Source organism: Methylotenera sp., from assembly GCF_036401095.1.
Taxonomy (GTDB): Bacteria; Pseudomonadota; Gammaproteobacteria; order Burkholderiales; family Methylophilaceae; genus Methylotenera.
In genome coordinates, this window is record NZ_DASWWA010000008.1 from 1 (window position 1) to 24109 (window position 24109).

General features: G+C 44.4%; 23 protein-coding genes, 1 tRNA gene and 1 pseudogene. 10 read left to right on the forward strand and 15 right to left on the reverse strand.

The genetic code is table 11. The features are described from left to right. Positions 1 to 246 (reverse strand): annotated as a pseudogene (locus VGD82_RS06785) (hydrolase); the annotation flags it as partial. Positions 247 to 294: 48 nt separating this feature from the next. Beyond that, a complete protein-coding gene (locus VGD82_RS06790; RefSeq protein WP_331019681.1) occupies positions 295 to 1158 on the reverse strand; it encodes a pirin family protein in 864 nt (287 codons plus the stop codon). Between the two features lie 127 nt (positions 1159 to 1285). Between VGD82_RS06790 and VGD82_RS06795 the strand changes: the two genes are divergently transcribed. Then, positions 1286 to 2176 (forward strand): LysR family transcriptional regulator, encoded by an 891-nt coding sequence (locus VGD82_RS06795; protein ID WP_331019682.1) that lies wholly within the window; start codon positions 1286 to 1288, stop codon positions 2174 to 2176. A gap of 39 nt (positions 2177 to 2215) precedes the next feature. On the opposite strand, the gene VGD82_RS06800 is transcribed toward VGD82_RS06795, so the two are convergent. Next, positions 2216 to 3010, reverse strand: a complete 795-nt coding sequence (locus VGD82_RS06800) for a sigma factor-like helix-turn-helix DNA-binding protein (RefSeq protein ID WP_331019683.1) — start codon at positions 3008 to 3010, stop codon at positions 2216 to 2218. A 247-nt stretch (positions 3011 to 3257) separates the two neighbouring features. On the opposite strand from VGD82_RS06800, the gene VGD82_RS06805 reads away from it, so the two are divergent. The 3 genes from VGD82_RS06805 to VGD82_RS06815 are packed head-to-tail and all read left to right on the forward strand — an operon-like array spanning position 3258 to position 6223. After that, positions 3258 to 3704: a cupin domain-containing protein gene (locus VGD82_RS06805; RefSeq protein WP_331019684.1), complete on the forward strand. Its 447-nt coding sequence runs from the start codon at positions 3258 to 3260 to the stop codon at positions 3702 to 3704. Between the two features lie 51 nt (positions 3705 to 3755). Further along, positions 3756 to 5279 carry a hypothetical protein gene (locus VGD82_RS06810; RefSeq protein ID WP_331019685.1) on the forward strand — a complete coding sequence of 508 codons (1524 nt, stop codon included), beginning with the start codon at positions 3756 to 3758 and terminating at the stop codon, positions 5277 to 5279. Between the two features lie 44 nt (positions 5280 to 5323). Further along, positions 5324 to 6223 (forward strand): TorF family putative porin, encoded by a 900-nt coding sequence (locus tag VGD82_RS06815; protein ID WP_331019686.1) that lies wholly within the window; start codon positions 5324 to 5326, stop codon positions 6221 to 6223. Between the two features lie 153 nt (positions 6224 to 6376). On the opposite strand, the gene VGD82_RS06820 is transcribed toward VGD82_RS06815, so the two are convergent. The 3 genes from VGD82_RS06820 to VGD82_RS06830 form a co-directional block, all read right to left on the reverse strand. Next, complete coding sequence (locus VGD82_RS06820) at positions 6377 to 7660, reverse strand: diguanylate cyclase (RefSeq protein ID WP_331019687.1); 1284 nt, start codon at positions 7658 to 7660, stop codon at positions 6377 to 6379. A gap of 61 nt (positions 7661 to 7721) precedes the next feature. Then, positions 7722 to 8489 (reverse strand): EAL domain-containing protein, encoded by a 768-nt coding sequence (locus VGD82_RS06825; RefSeq protein ID WP_331019688.1) that lies wholly within the window; start codon positions 8487 to 8489, stop codon positions 7722 to 7724. Positions 8490 to 8530: 41 nt separating this feature from the next. After that, positions 8531 to 9118, reverse strand: coding sequence for a BLUF domain-containing protein (locus VGD82_RS06830; RefSeq protein WP_331019689.1), 588 nt, complete (start codon positions 9116 to 9118; stop codon positions 8531 to 8533). A 378-nt stretch (positions 9119 to 9496) separates the two neighbouring features. Between VGD82_RS06830 and VGD82_RS06835 the strand changes: the two genes are divergently transcribed. Together VGD82_RS06835 and VGD82_RS06840 are read left to right on the forward strand one after the other, a co-directional pair. Next, the gene (locus VGD82_RS06835; RefSeq protein ID WP_331019690.1) at positions 9497 to 10018 is read left to right on the forward strand and encodes an SRPBCC family protein; all 522 of its coding nucleotides are present in this window, start codon (positions 9497 to 9499) and stop codon (positions 10016 to 10018) included. 353 nt (positions 10019 to 10371) lie between these two features. Then, a complete protein-coding gene (locus tag VGD82_RS06840; protein WP_331019691.1) occupies positions 10372 to 11586 on the forward strand; it encodes an MFS transporter in 1215 nt (404 codons plus the stop codon). Between the two features lie 116 nt (positions 11587 to 11702). Here VGD82_RS06840 and VGD82_RS06845 read toward each other — a convergent pair whose 3' ends face one another. Beyond that, positions 11703 to 12500 carry an SDR family oxidoreductase gene (locus tag VGD82_RS06845; protein WP_331019692.1) on the reverse strand — a complete coding sequence of 266 codons (798 nt, stop codon included), beginning with the start codon at positions 12498 to 12500 and terminating at the stop codon, positions 11703 to 11705. A gap of 137 nt (positions 12501 to 12637) precedes the next feature. On the opposite strand from VGD82_RS06845, the gene VGD82_RS06850 reads away from it, so the two are divergent. Next, on the forward strand, positions 12638 to 13261 hold the full coding sequence (locus VGD82_RS06850; protein WP_331019693.1) for a TetR/AcrR family transcriptional regulator: 624 nt from the start codon (positions 12638 to 12640) through the stop codon (positions 13259 to 13261). Positions 13262 to 13467: 206 nt separating this feature from the next. Here VGD82_RS06850 and VGD82_RS06855 read toward each other — a convergent pair whose 3' ends face one another. After that, positions 13468 to 15672, reverse strand: a complete 2205-nt coding sequence (locus VGD82_RS06855) for an OsmC domain/YcaO domain-containing protein (RefSeq protein ID WP_331019694.1) — start codon at positions 15670 to 15672, stop codon at positions 13468 to 13470. Between the two features lie 347 nt (positions 15673 to 16019). Further along, complete coding sequence (locus VGD82_RS06860; RefSeq protein ID WP_331019695.1) at positions 16020 to 16775, reverse strand: SDR family NAD(P)-dependent oxidoreductase; 756 nt, start codon at positions 16773 to 16775, stop codon at positions 16020 to 16022. A gap of 106 nt (positions 16776 to 16881) precedes the next feature. Here VGD82_RS06860 and VGD82_RS06865 point away from each other — a divergent pair, with 106 nt between their 5' ends. Next, a complete protein-coding gene (locus VGD82_RS06865; protein ID WP_331019696.1) occupies positions 16882 to 17766 on the forward strand; it encodes a LysR family transcriptional regulator in 885 nt (294 codons plus the stop codon). Positions 17767 to 17895: 129 nt separating this feature from the next. On the opposite strand, the gene VGD82_RS06870 is transcribed toward VGD82_RS06865, so the two are convergent. Further along, positions 17896 to 17972, reverse strand: a tRNA-Arg gene (locus VGD82_RS06870). 161 nt (positions 17973 to 18133) lie between these two features. Here VGD82_RS06870 and VGD82_RS06875 point away from each other — a divergent pair. Together VGD82_RS06875 and VGD82_RS06880 are read left to right on the forward strand one after the other, a co-directional pair. Further along, the gene (locus tag VGD82_RS06875; RefSeq protein WP_331019697.1) at positions 18134 to 19027 is read left to right on the forward strand and encodes a c-type cytochrome; all 894 of its coding nucleotides are present in this window, start codon (positions 18134 to 18136) and stop codon (positions 19025 to 19027) included. A gap of 97 nt (positions 19028 to 19124) precedes the next feature. Continuing rightward, positions 19125 to 19964, forward strand: coding sequence for a symmetrical bis(5'-nucleosyl)-tetraphosphatase (locus VGD82_RS06880; RefSeq protein WP_331019698.1), 840 nt, complete (start codon positions 19125 to 19127; stop codon positions 19962 to 19964). Here the strand turns inward: VGD82_RS06880 and VGD82_RS06885 are convergent. From VGD82_RS06885 to VGD82_RS06905, 5 genes are all read right to left on the reverse strand, one after another. Continuing rightward, a complete protein-coding gene (locus tag VGD82_RS06885) occupies positions 19953 to 20756 on the reverse strand; it encodes a lysophospholipid acyltransferase family protein (protein ID WP_331019699.1) in 804 nt (267 codons plus the stop codon). The two genes, VGD82_RS06880 and VGD82_RS06885, sit on opposite strands and share 12 nt — an antisense overlap. A 139-nt stretch (positions 20757 to 20895) precedes the next feature. Next, complete coding sequence (locus tag VGD82_RS06890) at positions 20896 to 21666, reverse strand: GNAT family N-acetyltransferase (protein ID WP_331019700.1); 771 nt, start codon at positions 21664 to 21666, stop codon at positions 20896 to 20898. 270 nt (positions 21667 to 21936) lie between these two features. Next, entirely contained in the window at positions 21937 to 22389 is a 453-nt protein-coding gene (locus VGD82_RS06895) for a glycine zipper 2TM domain-containing protein (RefSeq protein WP_331019701.1), read from the reverse strand. 75 nt (positions 22390 to 22464) lie between these two features. Then, on the reverse strand, positions 22465 to 23421 hold the full coding sequence (locus VGD82_RS06900; RefSeq protein WP_331019702.1) for a carbohydrate kinase family protein: 957 nt from the start codon (positions 23419 to 23421) through the stop codon (positions 22465 to 22467). Positions 23422 to 23543: 122 nt separating this feature from the next. Continuing rightward, a complete protein-coding gene (locus VGD82_RS06905) occupies positions 23544 to 24107 on the reverse strand; it encodes a TetR/AcrR family transcriptional regulator (RefSeq protein ID WP_331019703.1) in 564 nt (187 codons plus the stop codon). Between the last annotated feature and the right edge of the window lie 2 nt (positions 24108 to 24109).

Here is a 24109-nt window from a genome sequence, read left to right on the forward strand (position 1 = left end):
AATGAATGGTGCATCTGGGAACATCTCTTTCAACTCTGGCATCAAAGGACCGTTCGGGCCATTCTCAAAGCTAGTAGTTAAGATCGTTGGCAACTTAAAGTACTTAGCTGCATCTGCTAATGCCAACACATTGTTCTTGAAACGATCTGGCTCGATATCGCGCACTAAAGATAACAGGCCTGCTTGGTGATCTACTAATAAAACTACTGCGTTATCACGGTCTAGACGTACGTATGGTTTGTTCATGGTATTACTCCTCAATAGATAATTTGAAATTAAAGTTTGGTATTGTTTTTATGCCGCTACTGCAAAGCGACCATTGTTGTAGTCATCAACAGCCTGATTGATTTCTTCCCAGGTGTTCATGACAAAAGGGCCATGGCCAACCACTGGTTCATTCAGCGGTGCCCCGTTTAATAACAGTAAAACTGTGTCTTGCTGTGCTTCTAATACCAGTTCTGCTCCTTCGCGCTGCATCACCGCAAGCTCGGATGGCTGGATAATGTGTACATCGCCAGTGCTGATTGCACCATGCAACACAAATAAGGCAGTGGTATGACCCTCTGGTAAATTGAATGTGGTCGTGCTGCCGGCATTCAAGCGTACATCCCACACATTCATGCTACTGAATGTATGCGCAGGGCCTTTTTGACCTGCAAACTCACCTGCAATCACGCGCACTTTCCCTGCATCCCCAGCTAGCTTAACTTCTGGAATTTGCGCACTGGTAATGCCTTGATAGCTAGGCGCTGTCATCTTGTGTTTAGCCGGCAGATTGACCCAAAGTTGAATCATCTCTAAAGGGCCACCGGTACGGGCGTAATCATCTCCGTGATATTCCTCATGGATAATGCCGGAGCCGGCTGTCATCCATTGCACCTCACCTGCACCGATAGTGCCGCCGGCATTGGTCGAGTCATGGTGTGATACTTGGCCATCGTAGACTATCGTTACTGTTTCGAAGCCACGGTGCGGGTGTTTGCCTACACCACGGCGTTGCTCGGTTGGCTCAAAATTGGCTGGGCCTGCGTAATCCATGAGTAGGAACGGTGACATTTCTTCGTAGATATCACGGTAAGAAAAAATGCTTTGCACAGGGAAGCCGTCACCTACCCAGTGATTGCCGTTGCTTCGTTTAATAAAAGACAGTTTTTTCATGATGATTTTCCTTGATTTCTGTACTTCAGTTTTTTTACTTAGTTACGATGGTTCCCACTATAAACACATGACAAATCATAGACTAGATGGTTAAATATTAAATTACTTTTCATTTAAATGAACAATTATGGATTTCAACGAATCGGCAGTGTTTGTAAAAGTAGTACAGGCTGGCAGTTTTAGTGAGGCGGCTAGGCAGATTGGCCTGCCTACCTCTACAGTCAGTACCAGAATTTCTAGGTTGGAGAAGCGCTTGGGCATTACGTTGTTACAGCGTACGACGAGAAGGCTTAGCTTGACTGAAGCCGGCAACGTTTATTATCACCACGCATCGCAGGGGCTGAGCTATTTACTGGAGGCTGAAGCCGCTGTTGACGAGGCGCGCAAGCAACCGCAAGGCAAGCTGAAAGTGACCGCACCTGCCGACCTTGGCGATAGCATGCTTGCCAATCTGATACAGCGTACACAGCAAGAGTTTCCTCAATTAGAGATGGAGTTGCTGTTGACCGACCGCTATATAGACTTGGTAGCAGAGGGGGTGGATGTCGCAATCCGCACCGGTGATTTACGCGATTCCAGCTTGGTTGCAAAGTCATTGGGGACCATACATTGGGAAGTATTCGCTAGCCGTGATTATTTAAAGAGCGCTGCCCCATTGGAGGTGCCACAGGATATACATGCGCACCATTGCCTGCAATTTACGCCTATGGGGCGTGATGCCTGGACCCTAAGGAGTGAACACGGCAACGTGACTATTCCATTACAGGCACGCACCATGGCTAACAGTATCGGCGTGGTGAAGTCGATGGCAGAAAATGGGCAGGGGGTAGCACTATTGCCAGCTTTTATCTGCAGACAGGGTTTAACTAGCGGTGATTTGCTAAGAGTGCTGCCGGAGTGGCAAGGTAGGGCCGACCCCGTGCATCTTGTGTACCCCAGACAACGCTTTATGCCGCCTAAGCTGCGGGCATTTTTAGACCTTGCCCAAGCGGAACTAAGGCCGCAATTTATTACTTAGCTAATTTAAAACCAGATTACGCCTAAAACTAGGTTTAGCTTAAAGCCAGATTGCACATTTGGTAATCAACTCAGCTTGATTTGCGGCATTGAGTGTATCTCTGGCGTTTCTGAGTTGGTTCTCTATGGTGCGTACAGATTTACCTAATTCATTTGCAATTTGTTTGTAGCTCATGCCCTTAGCTGCAAGTTTGATTGCAATTAACTCGGACTCGGTAGGTTTTTTGATGAGCTGGTATTTTTTAGGGTCATGCCAAAAATGACTAATGCCTAGTAAGGGTCCTAAAAAAGTTTCGCAGAATTCTGCGACAAATTCGATTTCAGTTTGCGTCCAAAAATGAGGCTCATGCGTAAAATCAATACAGGCCATGCCCAGTGGGCTTCTATCCCATACTAATCTTTGAAATAAAATAGACTTGCTCTGGATTGACTCGAATTTTTTCCTGGAATCAAGCAGCAGAGGGCTGGAAGTTACATTGTCACAAGCTACCGGCAGGCGCTGATGCCAGGTTTTCTGGAACACTCTGTCTTGGTTGGAATACACTGTTCCAGTGCAGTTCAGCGGACTTGAGCTTGCGTTGTAATAAATAAAAGCAGGCCTGTAAATACTGTCTTGTGGCCTGACAAAGCCAATATCTGCACGGCACGCTTCGAGTTTTTTCACGATAAACTCTAAAGCCACCGACATCATTTCATCCGGGCTTTCAATCACCAAAATCAAGTGCGCAACACAGTTAAGCGTATCTTGCGGAAAGGCGTCTCTGTTAGCATCAATGAAGTGCTGTTTCAATAACCGCTTAGATGGCGGCTCATCTTTATAATTGAACAAGTTCAATCACTTACGCCTTAAATAACTCTAGTTAGCAGCGGACTGCCTATTTATATCTTACTCCTAATTTTTAATGATTAGACAAACTATTCAACAATATTGATTCACAGTTTTATTACAAAAATATTTAGTTTTTTTGATTTTTATAGGGGTTTTTTGTCATGTCTGTACACTCTATTAACAAATAAGATATCTCCAATGAAAGAGCAATCTTTCTTAATTGAAACATTAATTTTTAATATTGGAGATGGACATGAAAAAGTCATATTTATTAAGTGGTTTGATCGCAACTTTAGCTGTTTCTTATGGCGCTGCGTTAATGGCGCACGGCGTAGAGGTACCTGCAGGCAGCAAAAAAATGGAGTATTTTAAAAATGCCTCACGCATGAAAATTAAATCGATGAACATTAAAGGCACCAATGCTTACTTGCAGGATATCGTTGCCTCTAGCGACCCGAAAGCGCCGATTGCATGTGGTTTGTTTAAAATTGAAAAAGGCAATTCATTAACTTATACATACGGTTACGATGAGGCTAAAATCATTATCAAAGGTGAGATGATAGTGAACGATGGCACTACCAAAGTTAAAGCGGTACCTGGTGATGTGCTTTTCTTTCCTAAAGGTTCAACCATCACTTTTAGCACAGAAAGTTCAGGTTTAGGATTTATCTGTGGTCAACGTGAAATTGACGGCGCTTAATATTCAATAGCAAAAATTTCAGTTGAACCAGAGAGCTCCAAGGAGAGCGAAATGAACAAACTATCAACTTATGCAGTGCCATTGTTTGCTTCCCTTTACATTGCATCATTTGGCACCCAGGCAGATGAAAGTATTAATCTTACCGATCTGACGCAGGGCGACCCGTTTTTTTATACCAGTGATCAGAACATTAAAGATGACGATGCACAGAAGGCTTTACTAGGAACGGGTCGCCCGAACAAGACCCATTCTCAGATTCCGCATCTGCCGTTTTATACAGGATATATGAGTACCAACTATACCTATCGCTTTGTGACGGTGGCAGAGCAAGTGCTGACCATGATAGGTGAAGGTAAACATGGCCTGTGGCGTGTGCAAGAAAACGGCACAGTCCGTGAGTACCTTAAAAAAGGTGCGAGCGGATTACCCGCAACTGCCGATTTAACCGCTAAAGAAAACTTAGCAAAAATCGAAAGTGACTACAGCGCTTATTTGCCACAGGAAAGCTGGTCTGGCTATAAATACCCAGATGAGAAATTGAGTAAAGATGGCCAGCTAAACTATATTGATTTACCTATCAGCCATCCTAAATATAAAGGTAAGTACGCAAAGCACGAGCCTATTGAACTGCCAAACTTTTATTGCACTATGTCTGAAAACGACTATCCATATGCCAAACAGGCAATGAATTTTGCGTTTAACCAACCGGGGGCTAACAAAATTGGCCCGCTTGGTAAACGCGCAGGCTTAGATGTAAAAGAAAACTACACCAATGTGCTCAGGTTGAATCAATTATCGGATGCGCGTTCCTGGATTAACGTCGGGCAGAAGGGTAAGGACAATCTCCATGTGAAGTGGGAGGCTGTTGATGCCAATAAAACCAATGTTGAATACTACTTGGTGGAGCGTCCATTCTTTAATAAGCCTTATCTTTTTGTGACTGCGGTATATGACAACAAAGATAACAATGACTTACGGTATGTGCGACCTGAAGGCCCTTATTACGACAGTATTAAGAATGAGGGCTTGAAGTTAAAAACCACTGTGACTGCCCAACCTAGATTTCACTTGGAAAATGGCGAAATCGGGCAACCAGTTGGCCTACCTATTTATGGCGTACACCACCCAAACCGTGCTGCATTTGGTGGCGGAGGTGCTTGCCCATTTAAAGGCGGGGATTGGGGGCGTTACCCTAAAACCACAGGTGGTTCTGGCTGGCCGACCCAATATGAAGAGGTGACCCCACTGTGCGATGCTGTATTAGTAGACATTAAGTTCTATAGCAACCTTGATGGCAGAGATTGGAATGATGCCAACAAATATATGGCCAATGCAGGTGTAGGTGACAAAACCGTTACTTACAAAATGCAGCCTGGTGAATATGGCGTATTTGATGACGCATACAACACCAAACGTGGCGTTAAAAATGCTGAAGCGCAAAATGTACCAAATGTAGTAACACTCACTTACCCCGCAGTTGAGCCTGCCGTTACTTATGTTGAACCACCCAAACTGGACCTAGCTAACCGCATGGTTCCTACAAAAGGCACCACCTGCCGACCTGTACAGCAATAACAATAAAACAGCTGTAAGGCCACATCACAACTTAGGAGAGAATAATGTACACACGTATATTAAAAACCGTGAGCTTGCTCATGGTGAGTATGGTTTTGTCTGTAAATGCCGTAGCGGCAGGCGCAGATAGACCAAAAGACGAAACTGGACCTGTAGAAACAGGCCCTGTAAAAGCTGCAAAAGAGTCCACCACATTTGATGATTTTTTAGATGATGAAACTTTGTTTGGCGGTAAATTTTCTACTTGGGTAGAGTTTGCCTCTGATTACGTTTTTAGAGGTGAATCAGAAACCAATAACGGTAAAATTCCATCGTTAAAAGCGGCCATTACCTGGTCACACCCTAGTGGTTTTTATCTAGGCTATTACGGGGCAAATAACTTGTTCCCAGGCAACGATGCTGCGCACAACAACCCCAATATCAATGCGCTTTGGGGCCCGTATGCAGGCTATAGCGTTAAGGATATAGCAGGTAGCGGCATTAACTACAACGGTATGTTTTTCCAATACATCTACCCAGGGTCTAGAGATTCAAATTACCTAGAGATGTTTAACTACTTAGATACGCAAATTGGTAACTTGAATCTTAAGTTTGAATACTCACCAACGATTACTGATTGGTTTGGCGTTAAAGGCCTGCAATCTCATAACGTTGCCATTCTTCCCAGCTATGCGCTGCCACATAAGTTTGTTGTCTCTGGCGGGGTGGGGTACCAGTTCTTTAATAACCATGGCCCTAACTTGGATGCAAACGGAAATGGCAAAGAAGAACTGAATTGGGTGCATTGGAATATCGGCATCAGCCGTAAGATGTTTGGTTATAACGTAGACTTACGTTACCACGACACTAATATTAAAGAGGGTCATCATGATTTTTATGGATTCTCATCCAATCACCAGATTGTAGATTCACGTTACGTATTTTCACTATCAAGAAGCTTTTAACTCTCAACTTATCCTGCCCACTTAAGCGTTGGGCAGGTTTCTCATATATAAAACAGTGCATTTGTGTTTTATCTCATATGAAAATTGCTACAGGCGGCGAATCATCATATCTAAATCTACAAGATGATAAATTAACCTCTTAGCCAGTCTCCACTATTTGGCAGATTTAACACAATTTCTACCCTCAAGTTTCGCTTTGTACAAAGCTTTGTCCGCACGGTTAAGCAGGCTTGCTGTGCTTTCTCCATATTGCATCTGCGCGACACCAAAGGATGCAGTTACAACGCCAACCATACTGTCGTCCTTTAGCTCGAAGCTGTTTCTGATTCGCTCAGCAAACTTTAAAGTAGCCTTAAGCGTAGAGTTTGGTACGACAATTAAAAACTCCTCGCCACCCCAGCGGATGACGCTATCTGTAATCCTTGCCTCATTTTTGAGTAATTGGCTGCTAGCTTTTAATACCTGGTCACCGACTACGTGTCCGAACGTGTCATTGATTTTTTTAAAGTTATCAATATCCAACATAATCAGGCAGAGCATATTGTTAGGCGGCTGTTTCATATCATCGTACTGCTTAAGTAGTTGCTCGCCAGACCTTCGGTTGAGTAGACCCGTTAAAGCGTCTCTGGATGCCAGATCTTTTAGCTCAAGCTCCTGTTTCAGTCTGTCAGTTGAGTCTTTACTAAAACTCACATAATGCGTTACGTTTCCAGCGTCGTCCTGAATCTTGGCAATACTTTGATCGACATAAAATACTGCTCCATCTTTACGTAAATTAGGCGCTTGTGATTTGAAATGCATGCCGAAGACTTGTGGGTCTGAGTTATCAGAAGCTATTTCTGATGATGTGTAGCCCCATAAAAAAGATGGCTCTTTGCCGAGCACCTCATCTTGCCCATAACCGGTTAATTGTTCAAAACCAGTATTCACAAATATAATTTTATTTTGTATATCAGTAATCATCACGCAATCGGGCGAGTCATTAAGTGCTTTTGCCAGCAGGCTGCGCTCTTGCTGCACTGCAATTAAAGCGGTGATGTTTTTTTGTACAGAAATGAAGTGTTGAATAACGCCAGATTGATCCTTAATCGGAGAGATAGACCACTCTACATTGTAAGGGGAGCCATTTTTATTGTAATTAATCGTGGAGCCTTCAAAAAACTTTCCGCTTTGTATGCATAACCGCATTTCTTCTATCACTCGTTGATCCGTGAGTGGGCCTTGCAGAATTTTAGGAGACCTGCCGATCAGTTCACATAGCGCATAACCGGTCATTTTCTCAAATGAAGGATTGGCATAAATGATGTGAGGGCCGTCATTTTGGGTGTTGGCATCTGTAATCACGACAGAGTTGTATGACTGATCCAGCGCTACTTGAAAAAGTAGCGTTTTGGCTTCAACTGGCATCGCCAGGTCTGAATGCGTATTGCTGTTCAAATCAGTCATGCCTGTTTAAATCAAAAGAAGGGCAATAGGTGGTTAATGAAAACAGATGCCATCATAACCATGCCTCTTCTCTAATCGAAGGCAATGTTTCAAAACCGGGTCTGGCAAAATGATAGCCCTGAAATAAATCGACTCCTTGCTCAAACAAGGTTTTGCATTCCTCTTCGCACTCAATACCTTCAGCAATGATTTTGATCGATAGTTCTCTGCATACCGTAATAATGCCAAACACTAAAGACCTGCGAACGCGGTCATTATGGATGTTTCTTGTTAATGACATATCCAGTTTGATGACATCAGGTTGCCAGTCCGCTAGAAGATTTAGTCCCGCGTAACCTGCGCCAAAATCATCGATAGCAGTAGTAAAGTTTTGTTTTTTATATTCAATAAAAATGCTCTTTAAATGATTATGGTCTTTAACTTTTTCACCTTCGGTGACCTCAAACATAATGCGGTCAGTTGGGAAGTCTAATTCTGCTGCGGCTTCAAGCGTTGCTCGAATACAGGTTTCTGGACGATATACCGCATTAGGCAGAAAGTTGATACTCAACATTCCCTGCAGGTTCAGTTTTTTTGCTAAATCCAGCGCCTTTACTCGAATTGCCTGATCGAACTTATAGCGGTTGCTGTCATTGAGCTGTGAAAGTACAGAGTCTGCACCTTCACCATTGATACCCCTGACCAGTGCTTCATATCCAAAGATAGATTTATCGCGCACATTCACTATAGGCTGAAAAGCCATGGTGAATTGGATTCCGAGCTTTTCCGGATCACGACAGTCTTTGCAGCCGACAGACTGAAATGGTTTAACCTCAATCATTGAATTTTACCCCCGATGCTAACTATATAATTTTTATACTTTCAAATTATGCCACGGACAGACATAAGTGTTACTGCAGAGAAAACAAACGCACTTATCGAGAGGAATAAAGCTAAGATTACTAGCTTCTTATAACCACTTGGTTGCGGTAGTGTGTGCTGGATTACGTCTTTGGCATCTGCCTCTAGCATTAACGTTGGGTCATATGCGTCAATTAGCAGCCCCAAAACCTTTTCTGTCATGGCTGGAACAAATGCGTAGGGATCGAATGTCTGATATCCATTCTCTTTCAGGAATTTACCCATTTTTTCATCAAGAGGCGCATATTTCATCGCCCAATCTGGGAAAGAGAGCTTTGCAATATGTTTCCTGGAAATTAACTTGAGGTCTTTATGACGAGGATCTTTTTCGATTTTGGCAAAAAGAGTATTAATTGCGTCCTCATCGCCTTCCAGACATTGAAAGAATGCACCATCGCCAAAATACATCACACCAACCAAGCCATTCTTGCGGTTATTAATTCTAGATTTCGCCAGAATTCTCACCACGTTTGGTTCTATCTTATTTACTTTATCCGCACTTTCAAAAGTTGAACGGCTGATATAGATAATCTGAACAAGCTTTCCCATATTACCCCTTGTAATATTTTGATTTGTAGCGGTTTAAACAGCAGTGTTGATTAAAATTGCCTTCAATTGACAACTGAATTGACGACTTGTTCTGTCGTTTCACAAATTGGTTAAAAATCACAGCTGAACCAAAGGCTTAATATCGGATTTTCTACAAACTTATATTCATGTATCCCTTTGATTCAATAGATAATTAAAACCTGTAAAAGCTTGTTACTGATACCCGTATTCAGGCAGGATTTTTAGCGCATATGAAAAGTATATACAGATCTGTATAAAAATGGTGAACTTTAGTGTTAATTAATGCTCATAGCAACAAGTAGCTCAAGCTACTTTACTGTTAAACCAGCAAATGAACATTAATTAAGGGGTCAAAAAATGAAATTAAGTCTTGTGGTATCGTCTTTAATACTTGGCATGTCTTTCAACACTTTTGCTGCGGATGCAAAAAAGCTTACTGTCAATGAAACCGTAACAATTAACGCACCAGCGGCTAAAGTTTGGGAAAAGGTACATAACTTTAATGACCTAGGTGCTTGGCACCCTGCCGTTGCTAAAACAGAAATTACTTCAGGCACAAATAATAAAAAAGGGGCTGTGCGCCAATTAACACTGCAAGACGGTGGAAAGATTAATGAAAAATTATTAGCCTTTAGCGATAAGCATATGACTTTTAAGTATGCGATTATTGATGGTGTGTTGCCGGTAAGTAATTATGTTTCCAGCGTTATCGTTAAAGCAGACGGTGCTGATAAATCAATCGTGATATGGCGTGGTGACTTTAAACGTAAAGATTTAAACAGCACCCCTGCAAAAGATCAGGATGATGAAACAGCGACTAAAACTATTACCAGCGTATATCGTGGTGGTTTAGATAATCTTAAGAAAATCAGTGAGTAATTATCCAAGTAAAATAATAGGTAACTTTGGTTAAAAGCATCTGACTCTTCATGATGGCATGTAACTGTTAGTACCTATTTTATGTGTTTGGCTTTATAAAGGCCTACTTCCCATCGGGGGTAGGCCTTTATAGTTTTTACGTGCCATAACAATGCTAGGGATAGCTATGAGTAAGTATTGAGGTGGTGAGTTATGGCGGCCAGTAAGGCCAGAAATTGCCTCTCGCAGATAGTTAAGTTAAATTTGGTTATTCACCTTAAATCAGCTATTAAGTATAAGTTTTAAACAAGGCCTAAACCGATGTAAGAGTGTAGCTGATGTAAACTCTCATTAATTAAGTCGATGATATTTTTATGACAGCACAACGTACATTCTGGACATTAGTTATTTCAGCAGCTGCAATTCTGGCTGTTACCATGGGTATACGGCAATCATTGGGCTTATTTTTATCACCATTAAACACCTCTACTGGTTTAGGGATTGTGACTGTGAGCTTTGCAATGGCCGTTGCCCAGTTTACATGGGGTCTAGCCCAGCCAATGTTTGGCATGCTCGCCGATAAAGTTGGCTCTTATAAGGTCATCGTATTAGGTACTTTACTGCTAGCCATAGGTTTGGTGCTAACGCCTTTTATGACCTCAGGCTTTGGTTTGATATTTGCAATCGGCATCCTGACAGCAGCAGGTGCGGGTGCAGGAAGCTTCTCAATTTTAATTGGTGCTGCAGCACAGCGATTACCTGCTGAAGGTCGTTCTAAGGCTGCCGGATTTATCAATGCCGGTGGCTCGTTAGGCCAGTTTATTTTTGCGCCTGTCACGCAGGCTTTAATCAGCTCATTTAACTGGGTAATTGCCTTATTTGCCCTAGCCGCCACTTCACTGACAACCATGCTTTTAGCACTGCCGCTACGTGAGAAAAAAGACATTGCAGATAAACGTATAGCAGCACAGGGCGATGGGATGGGTTTGAAGCAGCAACTGCAACTTGCATTTAAAGATAAAAGCTACCTCTGTTTGAATGCTGGATTCTTTACTTGTGGCTTTCATATTGCTTTTTTAGTGACGCACCTGCCAGGTGAGGTCAGTCTGTGCGGTTTGCCCGCATCGGTAGGGGCCGTATCACTTGCCATTATCGGCCTCTCAAACGTAGCCGGAAGCATTGCCGCTGGCTTGCTAGGTCAAGTCAAGCGTATGAAAATGATTCTGTTCTGGATGTATGCTTCGCGCGCTGTTGCCATTGCTATATACCTGATGGCACCTAAAACAGAGCTCACTTTTTATATTTTTGCAGCCATCCTCGGGCTCACCTGGCTGGCAACCGTACCGCCAACGGCTGGATTAATAGGAAAGTTATTTGGCCCGCGTTATTTAGCAACGCTGTTTGGATTTGCTCTACTTAGCCACCAGATTGGCGGTTTTTTTGGAGCATGGTTGGGCGGAATCACATTCGTGCAAAGCGGAAATTACGAATGGATGTGGTACGCAGATATTGCACTTGCAGGTATTGCGGCGTTGGTTAATCTACCCATTCGTGAGGCACATCCAAAATTGTCGGTGACTTCGGCTTAATGCTTAAACGGTGTTAAGTCATAGCCTTTCATTATTGGCTAGTGCGTAATTCAGGCATTTTTAATTGAATGCAGCACAGTTGGGTATAGCCAACTGTGCTGTTAAAGCTGCAAAAGTTAAGCTTGATAACGACTAGCTGCTTGCGTGTGTGACAAGTTTGGCCCAAGTGCTTTGCGGGCATTATCTAATGCATGCCATTCTTCAATATTGGGTAGTGAAGGGATGGTAATGACTTCGCCTAAGTCAAACCCGGCTAGTGCCGCATCAACCAAACTCTCTGGGCTCATCACTATTTGCGCAGGTAGATTATTCACTGGCAATCCGCTCTTGTCCCAGAACGGTGTATCAATGGCGCCAGGTAATACAGCCTGTACTCTGATACCTTTATCTACAAGTTCATGATGCATTGACTGTGTGAAGTTAACGACGTATGACTTAGAGCCGCTATATGCACCATTTAAAAGCTCCGGGGCAAGTGCAACGATAGAAGCAATATTGATAATTGCGCCATGAGCATTTGCAATCAAGCCCGGCACAATTGCAGCTGAAAGTCTTGTCAGTGCGATCACATTTAATGAAATCATAGTTTCAATATCGTCCATATTGGATTCTGCAAGTTTGGTCACCGCACCCAAGCCTGCATTATTGACCAGCAGCGTAATGCTTTTATCAGCCTTTAATAGATTTTCTATCTGTGCTAACTCTGATTTTACTGTCAGGTCAGCAGGTACAACCGTCACATTAACTTTGTAATCAGACTTTATTTTATTGGAAACTGCATTTAGCTTATTCTCATCACGGGCAACTAAAATAAGATCATATCCTCGCTTAGCAAGCCTATCTGCATACACGGCACCCATGCCGGTTGATGCCCCAGTAATTAATGCTTTACCTTGATTTTCTATTGAACTCATCACAACCTCGCTTATTAAAAATGAATGAAAATTTATATTTAAATACCAATCGGTAAATAAATATAATTCAGCGCAGCTTGCTTTGTCAACACTTTTTTGTAACAATTGGTATATTATTAAATTTATGAAATTTAACGATGTCTATTAATGATAAAAAATTACGCGGTCGACCTAGAGTTTTTGATATGGATGAGGCGCTTGATAAAGCTTTAGCCATTTTTTGGAAAAGAGGCTACGAAGGCGCGTCACTGGCTGAGTTAACGGAAACGTTGGGGATCAATAAACCCAGCTTGTATGCCGCGTTTGGTAACAAAGAGGAGTTGTTCAAGAAGTCGTTATCAAGATATACGGCGGGACCAGTTGCCTTTGTGAAAGACGTAATTAATGAGCCTACAGCATTCAAAGTGGCCGAGCGTTTTTTATTAAATGCTGCAGAGTTTCTTACCGCCGCTAATCACCCTAAGGGTTGCATGATTGTTCAGGCAGCATTATCTAGCGGAGAAAGCTCCGATATAGTTAAGGATTTATTGATTCAATATAGATATGCTTATGAGCAACAGTTAGCCGCACGTTTTGAAAAAGCCCAAATCGATGGAGATTTAGCTAGTGATGCTAACCCTAAATCACTGGCCAAATATTTGGCTACATTACATCAGGGCATGTCGGTACAAGCAACCAGTGGTGCTAGCAAAGATGAATTGTTCGAAATTGCTAAATTAGCGCTTAAAAATTGGCCGAATAAAAATAAATCGAGTAATTAATTAAGTGCAGGACGTATAAGCAAGTTATCAATTAGATTAACTATCGATCAAATTGAAGTTGAGCACGCTGCGAGTCCTCTTTACCGATTTTATGGCATTGGAGGCAACGCTTCCGATGAACGTCTGCATCACCACCAATGTTTAAATACTGATCATTCGTTTTTGAGGGGGCAGCCGCCTCAGCAAAAACGCTATGACGCCACATTCTAGCTGGCCTTAGCAGCCATATTGGCACGGGCCGTATGCAGCTTTCTGTAGCTGTCAATTAGGCGGTGGTGTCTGTCTAGCCCTTCTAATTTCAGACTGGTTGGCGTTAAGCCGAAGAAGCGCACGCTACCGTCTACTGAGCCCATCACAGCGTCCATTCTGGCATTGCCAAACATCCGGCGGAAGTTTACCTCGTAGTCGTCCAGCTCCAACTCTTCATCTAGCAGAACTTCCAGCACCACATTCAATGCTTGGTAAAACAATCCGCGCTCGACCGTGTTGTCGTTATACTGCAGGAAGGCACCCACTAACTCATGTGCCTCCTCAAATTGCTGCAAGGCTAGATTAATTAGCAGCTTCAATTCAAGCACTGTGAGCTGGCCCCAGTCCGTATTCTCATCAAATTGGATGCCGATTAAAGTGGCGATGTCGCCGTAATCATCTAACTCGTTATTCTCTAAACGCTCAAGTAGAGCCTCCAAGCTCGCATCATCCAACTGATGCAGATTTAAAATGTCCGCACGGAATAACAGCGCCTTGTTGGTGTTATCCCACACCAGATCCTCTACCGGATAAACTTCAGAATAGCCTGGCACCAATATGCGGCAAGCCGTGGCACCTAGCTGGTCATACACTGCCATGTAGGCTTCCTTGCCCATAGCCTCCAGTATGCCAAACAAGGTTGCCGCTTCCTCGGCATTGGAATTCTCACCTGCACCAGAGAAATCCCACTCAACAAACTCGTAATCTGCTTTGGCACTGAAAAAACGCCACGACACAATACCGCTAGAATCAATGAAGTGCTCCACGAAGTTGTTTGGTTCAGTGACGGCTTCACTGGCAAAGGTAGGTTGTGGCAAATCGTTCAGGCCTTCTAAGCTGCGCCCTTGTAGTAATTCGGTCAGGCTGCGTTCCAGCGCCACCTCTAAGCTTGGATGCGCGCCGAATGAGGCAAACACACCACCAGTGCGCGGATTCATCAAGGTGACGCACATCACTGGGTATTCGCCCCCAAGCGACGCATCTTTTACCAGTACCGGAAAGCCTTGCTCTTCCAAGCCTTTGATACCGGCCACTATGCCCGGATACTTCGACAGTACTTCTTGTGGCACATCAGGCAAGGCGATTTCACCCTCCAGAATTTCGCGTTTCACCGCCCGTTCAAAAATCTCCGACAGGCATTGCACTTGTGCTTCAGCTAGGGTATTGCCGGCACTCATGCCATTGCTCACGTACAAGTTTTCAATCAGGTTAGATGGGAAATAGACAGTCTCGCCGTCCGATTGACGCACATAGGGCAGCGCACAGATGCCGCGCTCGGCATTGCCGGAGTTGGTGTCTATCAGGTGCGAGCCACGCAGTTCGCCATCTGGGTTGTAAATCTCCAGACAGTAGTCATCCAGAATCTCTTTCGGCAACGCATCTTTACGGCCAGGCTTGAACCAGCGCTCGTTCGGGTAATGTACAAACGCTGCGTTGGCGATATCCTCGCCCCAGTAAGAGCCAGCATAGAAGTGGTTATTACTCAGGCGCTCAAGATACTCGCCCAAGGCTGACGCCAACGCGCTTTCCTTGGTTGACCCTTTTCCGTTAGTGAAGCACATCGGTGAGTGCGCATCACGGATATGTAATGACCACACATTGGGAATGATATTGCGCCATGAAGCGATTTCAATCTTAATGCCTAGGCTCGCCAGCAGCTCAGACATATTGGCGATGGTTTGCTCTAGAGGTAAGTCTTTGCCGGTAATGTAGGTGTGCGTATCGGCAGATGGTTTCGCCATCAGCAAAGCCTGCGCATCTTCGTCCAGATTCGCGACTTCTTCAATCACAAACTCAGGGCCAGCTTGCACCACTTTTTTAACCGTACAACGGTCTATGGAGCGCAAAATCCCTTGGCGGTCTTTGTCAGAGATATCCGCTGGCAACTCAACCTGAATCTTGAAAATCTGCTGGTAACGGTTTTCCGGATCAACAATATTATTGTGTGAAAGACGGATATTGTCGGTAGGAATGTTGCGCGTATCACAGTACAACTTCACAAAATAAGCCGCGCATAAGGCTGATGAAGCCAGAAAGTAATCGAAAGGGCCGGGCGCCGAGCCATCGCCCTTATAACGGATAGGCTGATCTGCAATCACCGTGAAGTCATCGAACTTGGCTTCAAGACGTAGCTTATCGAGAAAGTTGACTTTAATTTCCATGGTGATAATTCCAAAAATGGTGCAAAAAATGATGTGGGCGCTATTATCCCTCACAACGCCGATGCCGTGTAATACATCGATGCTTTTAACGAGCGTGATTGTATCTGGATACGCTGCGAACGAGAGTAGGCTGCGAGCTTTGTGGTAGATCTTAAATTAGCAGTTAAAGCTATTTGAATCAAAAGTTGGCGGTGGGTATGAAAATGCACAGATTGATTGTTTTTAATCAATCAGTATCGGTCCATGCATTGACCACTCTAGAGCGTTTGGCACACTTTTTGTAAACTTCTGGCAGAGTCTCACAATTTATTGCGAAACGGCCACTGAGTTTCAGTGGCCGTACATACTTAGACCTGAGCTAAACCACCATCAACAAAGAATTCGGCGCCTGCGATAAAGCTTGCATCCTCAGAGGATAGAAAAGCAACAGCTTTGGCAATCTCTTCAGGTTCACCTACACGTCCCAGTGGAACTTGTGACCCCATGTAATCCAGCAAGCCTTGTTGCGCTACTGGGTCGTCGCCTGCAAGCTCTACCAAGCCCGGCGTTCTGATTGGGCCAGGGCTAACGACATTGACACGAATACCACGTTCTTTCAGGTCGATGGTCCAGCTTCTTGCCAGGTTACGGATTGCGGCTTTAGTGGCACTGTAGATACTGAACGCAGCTGTACCCGTAATGCTTGTTACAGAGCCAGTCAACACGATTGATGCGCCATCTAGCAGTAAAGGCAAAGCTTTTTGAACCGTGAATACCACTCCCTTAACATTGCTATTGAAAGTATTATCGTATTGCTCCTCGGTGATTGCGCCTAAAGGCAACATGGTGCCGCCACCTGCATTGGCAAACAGCACATCAATCTGGGAATGCTGTTGTTGAATCTCATCATATAAACGATCTATATCCGCCAGTTTTGACATGTCACCCCTGACGCCAACCACAGTACCACCTATTGTTTTGATGGCTTGATCTAGCTCAGGCTGACGGCGACCAGTGATGAATACCTTGGCACCTGCGTCGGAAAAATGTTTAGCTGTTGCAAGACCAATACCGCTAGTACCACCAGTAACTACAACTACTTTATTTGTAAAATCGTATGACATTTCGTTCTCCTTAATTAATTGAATTGCGTGAGGAGAATATTGCCATTGGGCTAATACATGCACTAGACTGTTATTGTGAGTTACATTGTTCCATTAATGAGTCAATATGCGCGATATTAACGATTACATACTGTTCACAGATGTGGTAAAAGAAGGCAGTTTTGCTGCCGCCAGCCGCAAGGTGAAAATTCCAAAGTCTACCATCAGCAGGCGAATAGGCAATCTTGAGGCTAGGTTGGGTGTCCGCTTGGTAGAGCGGTCAACCCGACGCTTCAGGGTGACAGAGATTGGTCAAACATTTTATGAGCGCTGCAAGACTATATTGCTGGATGTAGAGCAAGCTGACTCCATTGTGTCAGAGTCTTTGAGCGAACCGCAAGGACTGGTGCGCTGTAGCTGCCCACTTGGTTTGTTTGAGTTACTTTCACCCACGTTTTCATCGTTCATGCTTCAATTCCCGAAAGTAAGATTGCAACTGATCGCCGGTGATCAGCCCGTGAATTTGATAGAAGATAGAATCGATGTGGCCGTCCGAGTGCGCATCGCACTTGAGACCGATGCATCATTGATAGTGCGAACCCTGGGGCATTCCAGAAGGATTTTAGTGGCTTCACCTACACTGGCTGTAAAGTGCAATCACGCCGATATTCAACACCTTTCATCTCTACCTACCTTGGCGACGGTAGAGCATGCGGGCGAAGTTGATTGGAAATTCAATCACCTTGAGTTCGGCGATGAGGTCGTTAGGCATGAGCCTAAAATGACCTGTGTGGATTTTGCTACCGTAAGAGAGGCTGCAATCAATGGATTGGGTATTGCATTGTTACCAGACCATACATGTAGAGAGTCGATTGAACGCAATAAGCTGGTACATGTATTTCCGGACTGGAGTGCCGATATGGGCATAATGCATATTGTGTTTACAACCAGACGCGGACTTCCGCCAGCAGTAAGATTGTTTATTGACCATCTGGCTAAATCACTCAAATGATTTTGTAGCGGCATTAGGCCGATAGTGGTTTTTTTTAACTAGAATCAGTAAATGTTGTGATGAGTAAAAGTGGCCCAGACAACAAAGACAAAAAGCTCACAGCTATTAAACTGTGAGCTTTGTTTTTCCTGGCGCGCCCGGCGGGATTCGAACCCACTACCCTCGGCTTCGGAAACCGATACTCTATCCAAATGAGCTACGGGCGCAAAGTAGCGTTGCATTATAGCAAACTGAGGTGCTGTATGTAGCCTTAATGCGCAATGGAGACACGCTACAAAGTCATATTTTTTGTGGGGGTGCTTTTTGTCATAAGCTAAAGTGTAGGTATAATAAGGTTTTTATCCATATATTTTCAGGAACAAACGTAATGAGCAATGTAGATAATGAAGCTAAAGGCTACTCTCTAGGGCAGATTCTGCTCGCGACTTTTGCTGGTGTCGTTGGTATTGTTGCATTTATAGTGATTGTCGCTAAAGTTTTTGGTGTGACAGATCCAGTTGAAGTTGATGAGCCTGTGGCGGCGGTTGCAGCTAAGCTTGAAGAAAACATTAAACCTGTTGCGGTTGTAGAAGTTGCAGAAGAAACTACTGGTGCGACAGCAGGTAAGAGCGGCGCTGAGGTAGTGAAAGCCGTTTGTTCTATGTGTCACGCGGCTGGCTTAATGAATGCGCCAAAAATTGGTGATAACTCACAATGGGCTCCACGTATCGCTCAAGGCTACCAAACATTGGTAAAACATGCGCTTGAGGGTATTCGTAGCATGCCTGCTCGCGGTGGTAATCCAGCATTAACCGATGATGAAATTGCAGCTGCAGTGGCTGAAATGGCAAACGCATCAGGTGCTAAATTTACTGCACCTAAACCTAAAGCGGCTGACGCGGCGCCTGCTGCAAAAGCAGCCGAAGCTGCACCTGCAGTGACTGAGCCTGCTAAAGCGGTTGAGCCAGCAAAGGCAGCAAAAGGATCGGACCTAGTTGCTGCAGCTGCAGCCTCTGCACCAGTTGCTGCCGGTAAAAGTGGCGAGGAAGTGTATAAAGCGGTTTGTTCTATGTGCCACGCTGCAGGCTTGATGAATGCGCCTAAGTTTGGTGATAAAGCACAATGGGAGCCGCGCATTAAACAAGGCTACGACACATTGGTTAGTCACGCAATTAATGGCATACGTACAATGCCAGCTAAAGGTGGTAACCCTGCATTATCTGATGCAGAAGTTGCTGCAGCAGTAAAACATATGGCAAATGCTGCGGGTGCCGGATTCTAAGCAGAGATTTTTGCAAGGTAGTACACTAAAGCCACTTGATACATTAAGTGGCTTTTTTATTGGCGATATATTTTAACTATCAGGGCGGTATGGGTTAGTGGCTACTTATGCAATAGGCGATTTACAAGGTTGTTATCATGCTTTTCAGGCATTATTAACACGTCTTAAGTTTGATCAAGATAAAGACCAGCTTTGGCTAGTGGGTGATTTAATTAATCGCGGCAGCGGCACGCTGGAGGTTTTGCGCTGGTGCTATGCACACCGAAACAGCTTACGTATTGTGTTGGGTAATCATGATTTGCATGCCATCGTGGTAGCTGCGGGTATCGTTGCTGCGCATAGGGGTGATACTTTGCAATCATTGCTGGCTGCTGATGACCGCGATGTGCTGCTAGATTGGCTACGTCACCAGCCCTTGGTGTATCAGGAAGCTGATTACTTGATGGTACATGCTGGTTTGCTGCCTCAATGGACTGTAGATCAAACTATGGCCTACGCGGCAGAGGTTGAGTCAGCGTTGAGTGGTGAGAATTATCTGCACTTTTTAACGCACATGTATGGCAACTTACCCAACTGTTGGACGCCAGATTTAACGGGGGTTGATCGTTTACGCGTCATTACTAATGCGGCAACACGCTTGCGTATATGTACGGCAGAGGGTGAAATGGAGTTTAAATTTAAGGGCGAACTGCAAGATATCCCTCACGGTTATATGCCTTGGTTTGATGTGCCTACGCGCGCGAGCAAAGATACTCAGGTGATTTTTGGGCATTGGTCTGCGTTAGGGTTGCAACAACGTAAAAATCTATTTGCTTTAGATACCGGATGCTTATGGGGCGGCAAGTTAACTGCCCTGAATTTAAATACTAAAGAAATTGTGCAGGTCGATGCACACCCTTTAGATCGGCCAATAGCGATACAAAAATCAGAGCATTAATTGTTTGCGAATTAAACCTTCAATATGCAATGTGATGGTGCGCCTGTCCATTGCCTCGTACTCTGCTGGCGTGATTGGCGCTAAGAAATGCAAGGCGATGACTGGGTTCTTTTGCAATAGCATATTACGCATAGATTCAACCAAGGTGGTTTCTCCTGCGTAAGCAATCTTAGTGTTGATGCTGCCATCAGCGTTTGGGTAGTTTAAGGCTACTGGCCAGATGGGTGATTTTGCCAGAATAGCAGCCTGAATTAAGCTGCTCTTAAATGGCTTCATTTCTGTGCCATCTGTCGTAGTGCCTTCAGGAAATAAACACAAGTTATCGCCGTTTTGCAGGCTGGTGTAAGCGATATCAATCGTGCGCTTAGCGTCCTGCCGTTTAGTCCGATCAATGAATAATGTGTTGGCTTTGCTAACTAGATAGCCAAAGATTGGCCAGTTTTTAATTTCAGATTTTGCAATAAAACGTAACGGAATCACACTATTGAGTGCGTGGATGTCGGACCATGAAACATGGTTTGCCACAAACAAGGTATTGGTGAGCACCGTGTTTTCGTTAGGCGGTAAACCGGTCTTTTTTACTTCAATATTGAATGCGGCCAGTAAGCCACGGCACCACCATTGAATCAGCTTGGCTTTTATTTGATTGCCGGTGAATGGAAATAAAACGGATGCCAAGACTAATCCCACACATGTGTGGCACACGATGCGCGCTACACGGAAATAACGAGTAAGCGCATTGGTTGGGTGGGTGGGGGATTGTGTTGGTTGCAAAGTAACAGAGCTAATCAAGGGCCGGGCTTTTATTTTACATGAGTTATATGTTGTTGCATCTGACAATATGCCACAACCTTGGCGCTTTTAACCTTAGCTGGTGTTGCGCAGTTTGACGCACAGCACTGCAGCCAAGCTAGGTGAGTCAGCACTAGATTTATTTTAAAAAGTGCGCGGCGTATCTTGGGTTGATTCTGGATAGTGGCAGCATCACCAGCATATCTGCGGTGTTGAAATAAGGGTCCCAAGCTGGCTCGCCGCAAATATAAGCACCTAGACGCAAATAGCCTTTAATCAGAGGCGGGCATGCAACTTGCAAGTTGTCATGTAATGCCTGGATTGGCAATGGGTTGCGTGCAAATACACGGTACTCTAAAGGTGATAAGTATTCGTCACGTAATTTGTTGTAAAGGCTGGCTGCGCTGTGGCCGCCATCCGACATGCTCATGCTGCCGCAGCCAATCATGTACTCGTAGTTATGAATCTGCATGTACTTGGCAAGGCCCGCCCATAACATAGTAATGGTTCCGCCGTTGCGGTAGTTCTGGTGTACGCAGGCTCGGCCAACTTCAACAGTACGGTCAAACAGGTGAGAGAGGCGGCTTAAATCAAACTCACCGGCAGAGTAGTAGCCGCCAGCTTCGTTAGCCTTGGATGGGCTTAATATTCTATAAGTACCAATCACTTGATTGGTGCCGCTGTCACGCACAATCAGATGGTCGCAAAATTGGTCGAAGCCATCAATATCTAAACCACCAGTACCTGAAAGTTGTGCACCCATTTCTTCAGCAAATACTTTGTAGCGCAGGCGTTGTGCTTCTTCAATTTCAGCCTGCGTGTGTGCTAGATTCACATACAGTCTTCTTTGTGATGCTGACTCTTGGTTACGTGTATTGATGCTGCCAATTAGGGTTAAATCTTTACGCATGATCTGGCGACTCTCCATGAAATTTATCTTTTATGCTTGAACAGCACTTTAAAGATGGAATATGAAGAATTAATGACGTGCAGATGATGCTTTGTTGACAGCAGTTTGGTGTAAAGCAAAGCTATGTTCAGGTTTGATATAGCGAACGCTCAGCACTTGGCTTTAGATTGTTTGGTTTGTTGAGTGAGTGGTGATTCTCAGTAATGCAACCGCGATGCCTAATTTATCTGTAGCTTAGGCATCACGGAGGTTGTGAGCGTTAGTCGCTGTTTAGTGCGATACGCGTGTGGTGCCGCCGTTTTCAATCAGGCGGACTCTTTGACCTGCAGAAAATGCTTCATCCGCTTCTTGCACCACTGCAAGCAGACCGCCGCCATCAAGTTTGACAGTGATTTCCAACGCATCTTTTCTAGTGGCTACTTCTTCAGCAGCTGAGCCCGCAAGGCCGCCAACCACAGCGCCAATCACTGTGGCGATTGCACTGCCTTTGCCGCCACCCACTGAACTACCTGCGATGCCGCCAACTGCGCCACCAGCTAGGGTACCAATCGGTGATTTTGTGCCTTCAAGTTTTACCTGACGCACACTTTCTACGGTACCAGTTCTTACTGTTTGCGTTTTTCGGGCATCTTCTCTGCTGTACACAGAGCCAGAGTTGGAGCTTGCGCAAGCAGCTAAAAATACGCTGAGTAGGCTTACTGCGATAAGTCGACTGATATGCATTTTATTTTTCCTTTAATCAGTGAATATAAATTTTAAAAGTTTTACCTCTACCAGCATACTAAAGGTAGCCAGTATTTAATTGGCTAAGCCTTCAGTTAACGCCGTTTCATTGACGAGTGCCTGAGTGTAAATAATCTCAATCTCTGCACGTGTCGGTGCATGGTTTTGTCCACCACGGTGCGCAATTTTAATTGCGCCCATGGTCGAAGCAAGCCTGCCGCAAGTTGGCCAATCCCAGCCTTTAGCAATACCATACAGCAAACCTGCACGGTAGGCATCCCCACAGCCGGTTGGATCAACAATCTTATCTGCCACAACGCATGGAATATCAAAACGTTGACCATCAGCATAAATTTGTGAGCCCTGACCGCCTAAGGTTACGACCAGCGCTTTAACTTTTAGTGCCAGTTGCTCGAGAGATAAGCCGGTTTTATCTTGAATAATTTGTGACTCATAATCATTAACAGCAAGATAGTCAGCCATTTCAATAAAGTGCAACAGCTCTTCACCATTGAACATAGGTAAGCCTTGTCCAGGGTCAAATAAGAACGGAATGCCAGCTTCATGGCATTCGCGCGCATGCTGAAACATACCGTCTCGGCCATCGGGTGCAATCACTGCCAAGGTGATATCTTTGGCTTCTTTTACACTGTTTTGGTGAGACTCTATCATCGCACCTGGGTGGAATGCTGTGATCTGATTGTCATCAGTATCTGTTGTAATAAAGGCTTGGGCAGTAAAGCTGTTAGGAATGATTTTGATGTGGGCTGTGTTGATTTTGTTTTTATTCAGCCATTGTGTGTAAGTGCCAAAATCTTCACCGGCGGTTGCCATGATGAGCGGGTTGCCATCTAGTAGTTGCAAGTTATAAGCAATATTACCTGCTGTGCCGCCAAATTCACGACGCATTTCAGGCACATAAAACGCAACGCTTAAAGCGTGAATTTTATCTGGCAAGATATGATTTTTGAATTTATCTTGGAACACCATAATGGTGTCAAAAGCGAGTGAGCCGCAAATAAGTGTGTGCATGGAATTAACGCAGAAATGAAAAAAGAATCATTATCTTAGGTATTAGCCCAGATAGGCAAGTTTAATAGATGGGCTAGCCTAATATCTGCCAGTATTTGCTGTGCGCGATGCACGTGTTCGTTTTATTGCGTTGACGCGCCGTCTATGAGAATTTTTGCTGCTGTTTTTGCGTATTTAATTGCACCTGAGCCACGCTTCATTTGCTCAGCCTGTACCGCGCCTTCAAATATCAAAGATAGCTGTAGCGATAAGCCCTCGGCATCTTTAATATTGGCCTCGGTTGCCAAGTGGTGAATATACTGCTTAAACTGCTGCGATTGCTGTGAAGATAGTTGATGCACCGGGTTATCTTCTTGAGGAAACTCTGCTGACGCTTTAATAAAACCTACGCCATGAAAATCGGGAGAGGTGACCCACTCTTCAATGTAGTCAAACAGCTTTTGCAACTTTTCGCTAGGTTGCTTGGTGTTGTTGCTCAGTTTGTCGTTGAGCCAGTTTTGAAAATCGAGATGACCTTGTTTCAGTACTTCGAGAATAAGTACTTCTTTGCTGCCAAAGTATTTATATAACGTCATTTTGGTAGTGCCGGCGACAGCCACAATGGTATCAACTCCGGTTGAGTTAATGCCCTGCGTTTGGAACAGATTGCTCGCAGTAGTGAGTATTTTTTCACGTAGGCCAGTCATAG